At 67.9% G+C, this 13,400-nt stretch carries 10 protein-coding genes; 6 read left to right on the plus strand and 4 right to left on the minus strand.

Annotated elements, in window-relative coordinates:
* Positions 1-104 precede the first annotated feature (104 nt).
* Positions 105-3,416, plus strand: coding sequence for a calcium-binding protein (locus BU28_RS21975; protein ID WP_233144962.1), 3,312 nt, complete (start codon positions 105-107; stop codon positions 3,414-3,416).
* Here the strand turns inward: BU28_RS21975 and BU28_RS0104270 are convergent.
* Complete coding sequence (locus BU28_RS0104270) at positions 3,413-4,786, minus strand: phosphohexomutase domain-containing protein (RefSeq protein ID WP_028718360.1); 1,374 nt, start codon at positions 4,784-4,786, stop codon at positions 3,413-3,415. The genes BU28_RS21975 and BU28_RS0104270 overlap by 4 nt on opposite strands.
* A gap of 172 nt (positions 4,787-4,958) precedes the next feature.
* On the opposite strand from BU28_RS0104270, the gene BU28_RS0104275 reads away from it, so the two are divergent.
* The 3 genes from BU28_RS0104275 to BU28_RS0104285 are packed head-to-tail and all read left to right on the plus strand — an operon-like array spanning position 4,959 to position 6,801.
* Positions 4,959-5,360 carry a ketosteroid isomerase-related protein gene (locus BU28_RS0104275; RefSeq protein ID WP_028718361.1) on the plus strand — a complete coding sequence of 134 codons (402 nt, stop codon included), beginning with the start codon at positions 4,959-4,961 and terminating at the stop codon, positions 5,358-5,360.
* On the plus strand, positions 5,357-5,938 hold the full coding sequence (locus BU28_RS0104280; RefSeq protein ID WP_028718362.1) for a GNAT family N-acetyltransferase: 582 nt from the start codon (positions 5,357-5,359) through the stop codon (positions 5,936-5,938). The genes BU28_RS0104275 and BU28_RS0104280 overlap by 4 nt, the downstream gene beginning before the upstream one ends.
* Positions 5,939-5,946: 8 nt before the next feature.
* Entirely contained in the window at positions 5,947-6,801 is an 855-nt protein-coding gene (locus BU28_RS0104285) for a carbon-nitrogen hydrolase family protein (protein WP_028718363.1), read from the plus strand.
* Between the two features lie 7 nt (positions 6,802-6,808).
* On the opposite strand, the gene BU28_RS0104290 is transcribed toward BU28_RS0104285, so the two are convergent.
* A complete protein-coding gene (locus BU28_RS0104290; RefSeq protein ID WP_028718364.1) occupies positions 6,809-8,275 on the minus strand; it encodes an MORN repeat-containing protein in 1,467 nt (488 codons plus the stop codon).
* A gap of 127 nt (positions 8,276-8,402) precedes the next feature.
* Between BU28_RS0104290 and BU28_RS0104295 the strand changes: the two genes are divergently transcribed.
* Both BU28_RS0104295 and BU28_RS24100 read left to right on the plus strand, forming a co-directional pair.
* Complete coding sequence (locus BU28_RS0104295; protein WP_028718365.1) at positions 8,403-10,073, plus strand: NAD+ synthase; 1,671 nt, start codon at positions 8,403-8,405, stop codon at positions 10,071-10,073.
* Between the two features lie 216 nt (positions 10,074-10,289).
* Positions 10,290-11,414, plus strand: coding sequence for a Hint domain-containing protein (locus BU28_RS24100; RefSeq protein ID WP_233144963.1), 1,125 nt, complete (start codon positions 10,290-10,292; stop codon positions 11,412-11,414).
* Here the strand turns inward: BU28_RS24100 and pncB are convergent.
* Positions 11,411-12,721 carry a nicotinate phosphoribosyltransferase gene (gene pncB, locus BU28_RS0104305; RefSeq protein WP_028718367.1) on the minus strand — a complete coding sequence of 437 codons (1,311 nt, stop codon included), beginning with the start codon at positions 12,719-12,721 and terminating at the stop codon, positions 11,411-11,413. The genes BU28_RS24100 and pncB overlap by 4 nt on opposite strands.
* The gene (gene pncA / locus BU28_RS0104310) at positions 12,718-13,314 is read right to left on the minus strand and encodes a bifunctional nicotinamidase/pyrazinamidase (protein WP_028718368.1); all 597 of its coding nucleotides are present in this window, start codon (positions 13,312-13,314) and stop codon (positions 12,718-12,720) included. The genes pncB and pncA overlap by 4 nt, the downstream gene beginning before the upstream one ends.
* Positions 13,315-13,400: the final 86 nt, after the last annotated feature.

Genomic DNA, 13,400 nt, shown 5'->3' on the forward strand with positions numbered 1-13,400 from the left:
GGTCAGGCCCGGGATCACCTCGGGCTGTCCCTTTCGCAACCTTCGCCAATGCCATGCTCAGCTATCGTCTTGTCGCGACATATCTCGGGTCGAAGATCCCGTTCGTGACGGCCGTCACCGACCTGCGGATCGTCCAGACCCAATCGGGCCAGATGCTTTATTCCGTGACCCAGATGGGCGGCGGGATCAGCGCCTATCGTCTGGGGGACGCCGACCAGGCGGTGCAGCTTGCCGGGTCGCGCGCCTATGCGCCGGCCCTGGGCTATCTGGACACGCCCCAGCTCTCGGTCGCCCAGATCGGCGGCACGACGGCGGTCTTCGGCACCGGCCTGACCAATGGCACGGCGCTTGGCTTTGCACTGGACGGCCAGGAAAACCTGGCGGGCGGCCTGTCCCTGGCGGGCGCGGGCCGGCTGCCGGGCGACGTGACGATGCTGGGTTCGTTCCAGTCGGCATCGGGGGATTTCCTGTATTCCGCGCGCAACGGCTCCACCGGCTATGACATCTGGCAGGTCAACCCCTCGGGCGCGATCAGCCGGGTTGCCAGCGCCGTCATCCCCTGGGGAAACGAGGGCCAAGGCGCCGAACTCAGCGACATGCAGATGGTCGGGGTCGGCGGGCGAAACTACATGGTGACGACCTCGGCCATGGGCAACTTCGTCGCGATCCAGCAGGTCGGCGCCAGCGGAGCCCTGGGGAATGCCCTGGTCCTGTGGGCAGATCGGGGCGACGGCATCGCGGCCCCCTCGCATCTGGGCACGGTCACGGTCGCCGGGGTCACCTACCTGATCGTGGCCTCGGCGCAAAGCTCGTCGCTGACGACCATGCGCATCACCTCTGACGGCACGCTGGTGCCGACCGACCATGTCGTCGACGAACTGACGACCCGCTTCAGCGGCACCACCGCGCTGGAGACGGTGATGCTGGACGGGCGGGCCCTTGTCTTTGTCGGCGGCAGGGACGACGGCATCTCGGTCTTTACGGTCATGCCCGACGGGCGGCTGCTGCATCTGGCCACCTTGGAGGACAGGGGCGATCGCACGTTGGCCGATGTCTCGGCCATCAGCGCGACGGTGATCGACGGCAAGATCGCGCTGTTCGTCAGTTCCGCGTCCGAGCGCGGCATCACCCATCTGGTCTTCGACCCCGGCACGATCGGCGAGACGCGGATCGTCGGGGCGGGCGAGGTGCGGGGAAGCGATGGTGCCGACATGCTGATGGCAGGGGCCGGGACGTCCGAGCTTCGCGGCGGCGCGGGCGACGACATCCTGGTCGCCGGAAATGCCGGGGTCGGGCTGAGCGGGGGCGACGGCGCCGACCTGTTCGTGATCGGCGCGGCCCAGGGCACCATCATCATCCGCGACTTCGAAAAGGGCGTCGACCAGCTGGACTTTTCAAACCTGGGGATGATCCGCAGCACGCTGCAGCTGTCCTATCGCTGGCAATGGGACGGGATCCGCATCGCCTTTGGCGACACGATCATCATCATCCGCACCCGGGACGGCAGCACGCTGCAGACATCGGATTTCGACAATTCGATCTTTCCGGTGGCGCATTACCAGCCGCCCGCGCCTTCGGCCAACCGGCTGGGGACGGGTCAGGACGACAGGTTGTTCGCGGGTGCGACGGGCGGCGCCATCTATGGCTTCAACGGGTCGGACCTGCTGGGCGGCGGCATCGGCAATGACACGATCCTGGGCGGCATGGGGCTGGACACGCTGCTTGGCGGGCCGGGCCGGGACAGGCTGCTGGGCGAATGGGGCACCGACCTGCTGCGCGGCGGGGATGGCGACGACGAACTGTACGGCGGCGATGCGAACGACACCCTGTTCGGCGGCAACGGGCTCGATGCGCTTTATGGCCAGGCGGGGAATGACCTGATCTATGGCGAGGCGGGCAACGACCTGATCCAGGACTGGCTTGGCGCCAACGTGGTCTGGGGCGGCCTTGGCGACGACGAGATCCGGACCGGCCTGGGCAACGACCGGCTTTACGGCGATGACGGCCGCGACACGATCGACGGCGGCGGTGGCAACGATCTGATCCTGGGCGGCGCGGGCGACGACAGCCTGATGGGCGGGATCGGGTCGGACACCCTGTCCGGCGGCCTGGGCAATGACCTGATCGACGGCTCTGCCGGCAACGACCGGCTCGAGGGCGGGGATGGCAATGACAGGCTTCATGGCGGGCCTGGCCTTGACACGCTGCACGGCGGCGCGGGCGCCGATCTGATGATGGGCGGCCTCGATGCGGACCTGATGGCCGGGGAAGCGGGCAGCGACGTGCTTTACGGTGGCCTTGGCAACGACACGCTGCAGGGCAATGCCGACAATGACAGCCTTTACGGCGAGTCGGGCAACGACCTGCTGACCGGAGGCGACGGCAACGATGTCCTGCTGGGCCATGCCGGGAACGACAGCCTTCACGGCCAGGCCGGCAACGACATGCTGAATGGGCAGGCGGGACTCGATCGGATGTTCGGCGGGGCGGGCAACGACACGCTGTGGGGCGGCGCCGGGAATGACTGGCTGGAGGGGAACGACGGCAACGACCGCCTGTGGGGAGAGGCCGGAAACGACATCCTGCAGGGCGGGGCGGGCAACGACGCGCTGGGCGGGGGGGACGGCAACGACCGCCTGATCGGCGGGCTGGGCAACGACATTCTGGCCGGCTCGACCGGCGACGACATCCTCGAAGGGGGTGACGGGGCCGACCTGCTGCAGGGAGAGGGCGGGAACGACCGCATGCTGGGCGGCACCGGCAACGACACGATCCAGGGCCACACAGGGGACGACCGGATGCTGGGGGGGACCGGCAGCGACCGGATGTTCGGGGGCGAGGGTCAGGACGTGATCCAGGGCGAAGCCGGGTTCGACCTGCTCTATGGCGGCGGCGGCAACGACACCATGCTGGGAGGCACGGAAAACGACCAGCTGTGGGGCGAGGCCGGAAACGACCGCATGGACGGCAGCGCGGGCAGCGATACGCTGAACGGCGGCTTGGGCAACGACGTGCTGACCGATCTTTACGGCAACAACCGGCTGTGGGGCGCGGCCGGGGCGGACGTGCTGCAATGCGGGGCCGGCAGCGACACGCTGTCGGGCGGCGCGGGCGCCGACCGGCTGACCGGAGGGGCCGGCGCGGATGTGTTCCTGTTCACCGCCCCCACCGATTTCGACAAGAGCCGCGATGTCATCACCGATTTCGCGCTGGGGCGCGACCTGATCGACATGCGCGGCCTGGGGCTGAGCTTCATCGACAACGGGGCGTTCAGCGGCGGGCGCCAGGTGCGCAGCGTCCTGACCGCCACCGGCGAAAGCCTGATCCAGGTGGACCTGAACGGCGACCGCACCGCTGACCTGATCATCTCGCTGGGCGCGGGCGGGCGGGCGGATGCCGACGACTTCCTGCTTTAGCCCTGGGTCCCGGTCAGCAGCGCCCCGATCCGCCGCGCCTGCCGGGCCACCAGATCGGCATCGCCCGCCGCCTCGACGTTCAGCCGCACCACGGGTTCGGTGTTCGAGCGGCGCAGGTTGAAGCGCCAGTCGGCGAACTCCAGGCTGATCCCGTCGGTGTCGTCGCGCGACCGGGCTTCTGCGGCATAGGCCGACAGCACGCGGTCGATGGCGGCATCGGGATCGTCCAGGCGAAAGTTGATCTCTCCCGACGAGGGAAAGGCCGCGATGCGCTGCGACAGCAGCTCGGCCAGCGGCTGGCCCTTGCGCGACACCAGTTCGGCCACCAGCAGCCAGGGGATCATGCCGCTGTCGGCAAAGGCGAAGTCGCGGAAATAATGGTGCGCCGACATCTCGCCGCCATAGATCGCGCCCGATTCCCGCATCGCCTTCTTGACGAAGGCGTGGCCGGTGCGGGCCTGGATGGCCTGCCCCCCCGCCTCGGCGATCATGGCGCGGGTATTCATCACCACGCGCGGGTCGTGGACGATGCGCTCTCCCGGGTGCCGCTCCAGGAAAGCGGTCGCGAGCAGGCCGACGATGTATTCGCCCGGAATGAACCGCCCGTCCGCGTCGAAGAAAAAGCAGCGGTCGAAATCGCCGTCCCAGGCCACGCCCAGGTCCGCGCCATGCGCCCGCACGGCATCGGCCGTCATCGGCTGGTTTTCCGGCAGCAGCGGGTTCGGGATGCCATTGGGGAAAGCCGCATCGGGATCATGGTTGATGCGGATGAAGCGCAGGGGCGCGCCGCGCCGGTCCAGCTCCGCCGCGATGGCATCGAAGGTCGGCCCGGCGGTGCCGTTCCCGGCATTGACCAGAATGGTCATCGGCCGCAGCGCCGCGACATCGACGAAATCGACCACGGCGCGGGCATAGCTTTCCCGCGCCTCGGGGAACGGGCGGGCGGTGCCGGGCGTGGCGGGTGAAAACGCACCCGCCTGCGCCAGATCGGCGAGCCGGGCGAAGTCGGTGTCGGGGTCCAGCGGCGCGGCGCCCGGACCCACCAGCTTCATGCCGTTGTAGTCGATGGGGTTGTGCGACGCCGTCACCTCGATCCCGCCATCGGCGCCGTAATGGGCGGTCGCGAAATACATCTCCTCGGTGCCGGCCAGGCCCAGATCGCGCACGTTCGCGCCGCCCTCGGTCAGGCCGCGGATCAGCGCGGCGGCCAGCGCGGGCGAGCTTTCGCGGCTATCGCGGCCCACGATCACCTCGCGCCGGGATGCGGCAAAGGCGCGGCCGACGCGCCAGGCCACGTCCTCGTCCAGGTCGATCCCCAGGCGGCCGCGAATGTCATAGGCCTTGAAACAGTCGATCCGGCGTCGCGTCATGGGCTGTCCTTTCCTTGCCGCCCCTTGGCTATATCAGCTTGGCGGTCTTGAAAATCCGCATCGCGCCCGGCCATAGCCGCAGGAGGTGAAGAAGTGCTCAAGTCCATCCAAATGCTCAGGTGACGCCTTGCGCCCAAGCGGCTAGAAAACAGGCCCAGCACATGAGGAGCCCATGGACAGCAAAGCCCTGATCGCCGCCTATTACGACGCCTTCAACGCCGGCCGCACCGACGAGATGCTGACCTATCTGCATGACGAGGTCGAACATCACGTCAACGAAGGCGGCATCCGCCGCGGCAAGGACAAGTTCCGCGACTTCAACGCCAAGATGACGGAAAGCTACCGCGAGCACCTGACCGACATCGTGATCTTCGCCAACGAGGCGGGCGACCGCGCGGCGGCCGAATTCACCGTGAACGGCACCTATCTGAAAACCGACGAGGGCCTGCCCGAGGCGCGCGGCCAGACATACGTGCTGCCCGCCGGCACGTTCTTCACGATCCGCGACGGCAAGATCGCGCGGGTGACGACCTATTACAACCTGTCGGACTGGACGGCACAGGTTTCGGCGTGACCCTGACACGCATCCTGACGGGCGATTCGGTCGGGGCCGTGCTGGACGACCTGGCACGGCTGCGCATCGCGGTGTTCCGCGACTGGCCCTATCTTTACGACGGCGATCCTGCCTATGAACGCGACTACCTGCGCGCCTATCAGTCGCCCGGCGCGGTGGTGGTCGCGGCCTATGACGGGGCGCGCATGGTCGGTGCCGCGACCGGCGCCCCGATGGAGCATCACGCGGGCGACTTCGCCGCAGCCTTTGCCAACCGCCCTGAAAGGCTTGAGGAAATCTTTTACTGCGCGGAATCCGTGCTGCTGCCGGCGTATCGCGGCCATGGTCTGGGGCACGCCTTCTTCGACGGGCGCGAGGCGCAGGCGCGCGCCCTTGGCCGGCGCTACAGCGCCTTTTGCAGCGTGCAGCGCCCCAAGGACCACCCGCTGCGCCCAGCGGGTTACCGCCCGCTGGATGACTTCTGGCGCAAAAGGGGCTATGAGCCCCTTTCCGGCGTGGTTGCAGAGTTCGACTGGAAAGACATTGACGCGCCGGTTTCGACCCGAAAACCGCTGCAATTCTGGATGAAGACCCTGTGACACGCGAAATCAAGATCGCCGCCGCCGCCTACAAGTTCGACTGGTTCGACGACTTTGACGCCTATCGTGCCAAGCTGACCCGCTGGGTCGAGGCTGCATCCGACTGCGACCTGCTGGTGTTTCCCGAATACGGCGCGATGGAACTTGCGTCGCTGGGCGGCAAGGACATCGCCTCGGACCTCGAAGCGTCGCTGCACGAGGTCGCAAGGGCGCAAGCGGCCCGCGACGCGCTGCATGCCGAGCTTGCAGCCGCGCATGGCATCCACATCCTGGCCGCCTCGGGCCCGGTGTTCGTGGGCGAACGGCCCTTCAACCGCGCCGTCCTGTTCGGCCCGGATGGCGTCATCGGCCATCAGGACAAGCAGATCATGACGCGGTTCGAACGCGAGGAATGGAATGTCGTGGCCAATCCGGGCCTGCGCGTCTTTGACACCCCCGTCGGCCGGCTGGGCATCCTGATCTGCTATGACAGCGAATTTCCCCTGCTTGCGCGGCAACTGGCCGAGGCAGGGGTCGAGGTGATCCTGACGCCGTCCTGCACCGACACGGTCGCGGGCTTCAACCGGGTGCGTATCGGTGCCATGGCGCGGGCGCTGGAAAGCCAGTGCGTCGTCGTCCATTCCCCGACCGTCGGTTCCTGCGACTGGAACCCCGCCATCGACGAGAACCGCGGCCGGGCCGCGATCTATGCGCCGTCGGACGGGCTGTGGCCCGAAACCGGCATCCTGGCCGAGGGCGAGATGGACAAGCCCGGCTGGGTCAAGGCCCGCGTCGACCTGGACCGCGTGCGCGAAAGCCGGCAGGACGGCCGCGTCCTGCCCTTTGCCCATTGGCCCGAAAGCGCCGCCAGCGGGGTCATCTGACGCGCGCTCAGGGCTGCGCCGGCTCGGCGGGCACGCGCCCGTCGGGGGTCGCGTCCGGCGCCTCGCCGCGGGACGCGACGCCGCCCACCGGCTCGGGCCGGGCCAGCCGGTTGTCCTGCCATTCGCCCGAGGCGACCTGCCCCGTGGCATAGCGCATGACCCCCGCGCCCTGCCGCTTGCCCATCACGAAATGGCCCGTGTAGACGTCGCCATTGGCATAGGTCGCAACGCCTTCGCCGTCGATCTCGCCGGCCTTCCAGCTGCCTTCGTAGCGGAACCCGTCCGGCGCGATCAGCCGGCCCTTGCCCTGGCGCAGCCCGGCGACGAAGGACCCGTCATAGGTCGTGCCGTCGGGATAGGTCGCCTGACCCTGGCCCTGGCGCTGCCCGTCGTGCCAGGCGCCGTTATAGACATAGCCGTCGGGATAGGTCATGCGTCCCTGGCCTTCGTTCCGGCCGCGCCGGAACCCGCCCTCATAAACCAGTCCGTTGGCATAGCGGGCGACGCCCTGCCCCTCGATCACGCCGGCCAGCCAGTCGCCGTCATAGCTCGCGCCATCGGGATAGGTGATGATGCCCTTGCCCTCGGGCAGGTCGTTCCTCAGCGCGCCCTCATAGACCGAGCCGTCGGGATAGGTGATGCGGCCCAGGCCCTCCATCCGGCCTTCGACCCAGTCGCCGGCATAGACATAGCCGTCGGTGCCGGTGAAGGTGCCGGTGCCGTGCCGGCGGTCGGCGCGGAAATCGCCTTCGTAGCGGTCGCCGTTGGCATAGGCAGCGGTGCCGCGCCCCTCGCGCCGGCCATTGGCAAAGCGGCCCTCGTAGCTGTCGCCCGAGGGCTGGACCAGCCGCCCCTGCCCCGCCATCTGCCCGGCCATCCAGCCGCCCTCATAGGTCAGCCCATCGGCCATCACCAGCTTGCCCTGCCCCTCGCGCTGGTCGGCCCGCATCTCGCCCTCGTAGGTGGCGCCGTCGGGATAGGTGATCTTGCCGCGGCCTTCCTTGACCCCGGCCTTCCAGTCGCCTTCGTAGCGATAGCCGTTCGGCTGGGTCAGCACGCCCTTGCCATCGTGCAGCGCGTTCAGGAACCCGCCCTGATAGACCGAGCCGTTGGCGTAATGCGCGACACCCTGGCCGGTGATCTGGCCCTCGGCCCAGTCGCCTTCATAGGTGCCGCCATCGGCATAGGTGATCTTGCCCTTGCCATGCGGCTTGCCCTGGGCAAAGGCGCCCTCATAGACCGAGCCGTTCGGGAACCTGGCGACGCCCTGGCCCAGGATCTCGCCCTCGACCCAGTCGCCGGTGTATTCGTAACCCGAGGGCAGGCGATAGGTGCCGCGCCCGTGCTGCTTGCCGCCGCGGAACGTGCCCTCGTAGACGCCGCCGTCGTCGTATTGCTTGGTCACGACACCCTGCGCCGCGGCCATGCCGACCCCGGCCAGCACCATCGCGCAAGCGAACATGGCTGCTTTCATCGGTCTGCCTCCGCCTCGTGCCTTGTTTGCGCCGGGTTTACCGCAAGCGCCGCGGGTCGCAAAGGCCGACTTTCCCTTTGCCCGTCCCTGCCCTATCAACAGGCCCACAGCCGGACAGGAGCACGCGATGACCGACCGATTTCGCATCACGCTTGGGCAGTTGAACCCGACCGTCGGCGACCTGCCGGGCAATGCGGCCAAGGCGCGCGACGCCTGGGCGCAGGCCAGGGCCGCCGGCGCGCAGCTGCTGGCCCTGCCCGAGATGTTCATCACCGGCTACCAGACCCAGGACCTGGTGCTGAAGCCCGGCTTCACCCGCGACGCGATGGCCGCGATCGAAGGGCTGGCGCGGGACTGCGCCGACGGCCCCGCCATCGGCATCGGCGGCCCCTTTGCAGAAGGGGGCAAGCTTTACAACGCCTGGTGGGTGCTTCAGGGCGGCAAGGTGCTGACCCGCGTACTGAAACACGAACTGCCCCACAAGCAGCTGTTCGACGAATGGCGGCTGTTCAATCCCGGTCCGCTTGCCGGCCCCTTCAGCCTGGAAGGGCTGCGCATCGGCAGCCCGATTTGCGAGGACGCCTGGTGGCCCGACGTGGCCGAGACCCTGGCCGAGAGCGGGGCCGAGATCCTGCTGGTGCCGAACGGCAGCCCGTATCACCGCAACAAGCTGGACCTGCGCATGGGCCACATGGTCGCGCGCGTGGTCGAAACCGGCCTGCCGCTGATCTATCTGAACGCGGTCGGCGGCCAGGACGACCAGCTTTACGACGGCGCGAGCTTTGCACTGAACCCGGGCGCGGATGGCGGCGCCGACAAGGTGATGCAGATGGCGCCCTTTGACCAGGCGGTCCTGCATCTGGACCTTGAACGCACGGCCCACGGCTGGCGCGTGGTGCCCGGCCCGATGGAGCATCAGCCCGACGAATGGGAACAGGACTATCGCGCCATGACCGAGGGCCTGCGCGACTACATGCGCAAGTCGGGCTTTCGCAAGGTGGTGCTGGGCCTGTCGGGCGGCATCGACTCGGCCCTGGTCGCCACGATTGCCAGTGACGCCGTGGGGCCGGAAAACGTGCGCTGCGTCATGCTGCCCAGCGAATACACCTCGCAGACCAGCCTGGACGATGCGGCCGATTGCGCGTCCCGCTTGGGCACGCGGCTGGACACCGTGCGCATCGACGGCGCGCGCGACGCGGTGGGCGCGGCCCTGGCGCCCCTGATGGCGGGCACGAGCCCCGACATCACCGAGGAAAACATCCAGTCCCGCCTGCGCGGCGTCATGCTGATGGCGCTGTCGAACAAGTTCGGCGAACTGCTGCTGACCACCGGCAACAAGTCCGAGGTGGCGGTGGGCTATGCCACGATCTATGGCGACATGGCCGGCGGCTACAACCCGATCAAGGACCTGTACAAGACCCGCGTGTTCCGCACCTGCCGCTGGCGCAACGAAAACCACCGCCCCTGGATGCTGGGCCCGGCGGCCGAGGTGATCCCGCCCCGGATCATCGAAAAGCCCCCCTCGGCAGAACTGCGCCCCGACCAGAAGGACGAGGACAGCCTGCCCCCCTACGAGGTGCTGGACGCAATCCTTGAGGGGCTGGTCGAAAAGGACCTGGCGCTGCGCGATCTGGTCGAACAGGGCTTCGAGCCCGAGACGGTCAAGCAGGTCGAGACGCTGCTTTATGGCAGCGAATGGAAACGCTATCAGGCCGCGCCGGGGCCGCGGATTTCCACCAAGGCCTTCTGGCTGGACCGGCGCTATCCGCTGGTCAATCGCTGGCGCGACCGGATATGACCGCCGCCCGGTCGGGCGGATTTGAAGCGTTTTTTCAACAGTTGGGATTCGCCTGACCGGGCGCAAGCGGCTATGCCTGATCGCAGACGGCCGGGCATCGGCCGACGTTTTCAGGCACCCTTCGGCCGGCACCAGCCGCCGTCGCGACCGCGTCGCGACGGCGAATGGCACCGGCCGCCCCTGGCCCAAGGCCCCGCGACCAACCGGAACGAACCCATGTCGACCGACACCACCATCCAAGCCATTTCCCTGGGTTCCTTTGCCGAACTCGACACCGATGAAAAGCAGATGGGGGCAGACAAGGCCGGCTCTCTGGTCGGCAGCAGCTTCGGCAGCAGCACGGCGCCGCTGGCGAACTCGATCCTGCACCTGGGACTGCACGACGCCGATGCCAACGGGTCGCTGGCCTTTGGCAATCACACCGTCGGGGCCGAATACATCACCATCAACGGGACGCGGCAGGCGGTCGATGCTGGCGTTCAGTATCGCGGGACGGTGACCTACATGGACGGCACCTCCACCGCCGGGGTAACGCTGCGGATCATCCAGGACGGCACGGGACAGCTGTATCTGCTGCCGCCGCCCACGGACGCCGGCCGCCCCGAAATCGAGGCGCTGACGCTAAAGCCCATCGCGGCGGTCACGCTGACGGCGGTCAAACAGAACAACTTCGGCGCGCTGATCAGCAGCCGCTATGGCCTGCAAAGTCCGACCTTCCTGTGCTTTCGCCATGGAACGATGATCCTGACCGACCAGGGCGAACGCGCGGTGGAAACGCTGCGCCCGGGCGACCGGGTGATGACCCGCGACCACGGCTGGCAGGCGATCCGCTGGATCGGGTCGCGGCGGGTGGACGGCAGCCTGCTGCGCGCCTTTCCCAAGATGCGCCCCGTGCGCATCGGCGCGGGCACGCTGGGGCCGGACCTGCCCCGGCGCGATCTTTACGTCTCGCAGCAGCACCGGATCCTGGTCGGCTCGCGCATCGCAGAGCGCATCTTCGGCCAGCCCGAGGTGCTGGTTGCCGCCCGGTTCCTGACCGGCATTCCGGGCATCGCGGTCGATGAAAGCGACGATGGCCTGGACTATTTCCACCTGCTGTTCAACCGCCATGAGATCGTGATTTCGGAAGGCGCGCAGACCGAGTCGCTGTTCACAGGGCCCGAGGCGCTGAAGGCCGTCTCGGCCGAGGCGCGGGCCGAGATGCTGGCGCTTTTCCCCGACCTGCTGCGTGGCGATGTGCCGCCGGTGCCCGCCCGCACCATCGCCGCCGGCCGCCAGGCCAGGGAACTGGCCCGACGGCATCAGGCCAACGGCAAGGTCATGCAGGCGGCGCGGGCCTAGACGACCACCGCCATCGCCTGCTGCTGGCCCACGTCGAAGATCCTCCGATAGCGGGCGATATCCTGCGCGGGGCCGGTCGCCTTTTCCGGGTTGTCGGACAGCTTGACCGTGGGATGGCCGTCCGCCGCCACCGCCTTGCAGACCAGCGAGAACGGCGCCAGCCCGTCCCCGGGCACCAACCCGCGAAAGTCGTTGGTCAGCAACGTGCCCCAGCCGAAACTGACCTTGACCCGGCCCTGGAAGCGCAGGAACAGCTCGGACATCTTGTCCACGTCCAGCCCGTCCGAAAAGATGATCAGCTTTTCACGCGGGTCCTCGCCCCGGCTTTGCCACCAGGCGATGGCGGTCTCGGCCCCCTCGGCGGGGTCGCCGCTGTCGATGCGGATGCCGGTCCAGCCCGCCAGCCAGTCCGGCGCCTTTTCCAGGAATCCCTTGGTGCCGTAGGTATCGGGCAGGATGATACGCAGGTTGCCGTCGTGCTCCTCGTGCCAGTCGGCCAGGACCCGATAGGGCGCCTCGCGCAGCTCCTGATCGTTGCGGGCCAGCGCGGCATAGACCATCGGCAGTTCGTGGGCGTTGGTCCCGATCGCCTCGATGTCGCGGCGCATGGCGATCAGGCAGTTCGAGGTGCCGGTGAACCGCTCGTCGCCCAGGCCCTCGATCATGGCCTGCACGCACCAGTCCTGCCACAGGAAGCTGTGCCGCCGCCTGGTGCCGAAGTCAGCGATGCGCAGATCTGGGCCCAGTTCGCGCAGTTGCTCGATCTTTTCCCACAGCCGGGTCATGGCGCGGGCGTAAAGCACCTGCAATTCGAACCGGCCCAGTTCCTTCAGCACGGCGCGCGAGCGCAGTTCCATGATGATCGCCAGCGCCGGGATTTCCCACAGCATGACCTCGGGCCAGCGGCCCTCGAAGGTCAGCTCATACTGGCCGTCGCGCTTTTCCAGCTGATAGGGCGGCAGCCGCAGCCCTTCCAGGAATTCCATGAAATCGGGGCGGAACATCTGCCGCTTGCCGTAGAAGGTGTTGCCGCGCAGCCAGGTGCTTTCGCCCCGCGTCAGCGACAGGCCGCGCACATGGTCCAGCTGTTCGCGCAACTCGCCTTCGTCGATCAGTTCGGCCAGCCGGATGCGGGTCGTGCGGTTGATCAGGCTGAAGGTCACATGCGTGTCGGGGCGGTTGCGAAACACCGACTGGCACATCAGCAGCTTGTAGAAGTCGGTGTCGATCAGCGAGCGCACGATCGGATCGATCTTCCACTTGTGGTTATAGACCCGGGTCGCGATATCCACCGTCGCCGTCATCATAGCAGCCGCACCCCCGCGTCCAGCATGGTCTGCCGCGCCCCCTCGCGCGAGCCGTTCAGGTCGATGGCCCGCGTCGCCGCCTCGATCACCGAGACCTGGAAACCCAGCCGCGCCGCATCGACCGCCGACCAGGCGACGCAGAAATCATAGGCCAGGCCCACGAAATACAGGTCGTCCAGATCGCGTTCGCGCAGATAGCCGGTCAGGCCGGTCGGCGTCTTGTAGTCGTTTTCAAAGAATGCCGAATAGCTGTCGATACCCGGACGAAAGCCCTTGCGGATAACCGCCTCGGCACGCGATGTCTGCAGCGCCGGGTGAAATGCCGCCCCGTCCGAGCCGATGACGCAATGCCGGGGCCACAGCACCTGCGGGCCGTAACCGGTCTGGACCAGCGAAAACGGCTGGGCGCCGGGATGGTTGTCGGCAAAGCTGCTGTGGCTTTCGGGATGCCAGTCCTGGGTCATCACCACATGGTCGAAATCGGCCATCAGCCGATTGATCGGATCGACGATCTCGTCCCCGCCGGCGACAGCCAGCCGGCCGCCCGGACAGAAATCCACTTGAACATCGACGACGATCAGGGTCCGGGGCATGCGCTTCTCCTTTCGGAGATTGGTAGGGGGCGCCCGCCGGGGCGTCAATGCCCGCAGGCTTGATCCGGCAGGCCCGCGCGTCTAAG

Source organism: Paracoccus yeei ATCC BAA-599 (assembly GCF_000622145.1).
GTDB lineage: Bacteria > Pseudomonadota > Alphaproteobacteria > Rhodobacterales > Rhodobacteraceae > Paracoccus > Paracoccus yeei.

Coding starts and splice junctions, on each gene's coding strand:
- pncA (WP_028718368.1), bottom strand. CDS start 13,314: ATGCCCCGGACCCTGATCGTCGTCGATGTTCAAGTGGATTTCTGTCCG.
- BU28_RS0104295 (WP_028718365.1), top strand. CDS start 8,403: ATGACCGACCGATTTCGCATCACGCTTGGGCAGTTGAACCCGACCGTC.
- BU28_RS24100 (WP_233144963.1), top strand. CDS start 10,290: ATGTCGACCGACACCACCATCCAAGCCATTTCCCTGGGTTCCTTTGCC.
- BU28_RS0104290 (WP_028718364.1), bottom strand. CDS start 8,275: ATGAAAGCAGCCATGTTCGCTTGCGCGATGGTGCTGGCCGGGGTCGGC.
- pncB (WP_028718367.1), bottom strand. CDS start 12,721: ATGATGACGGCGACGGTGGATATCGCGACCCGGGTCTATAACCACAAG.
- BU28_RS0104270 (WP_028718360.1), bottom strand. CDS start 4,786: ATGACGCGACGCCGGATCGACTGTTTCAAGGCCTATGACATTCGCGGC.
- BU28_RS0104275 (WP_028718361.1), top strand. CDS start 4,959: ATGGACAGCAAAGCCCTGATCGCCGCCTATTACGACGCCTTCAACGCC.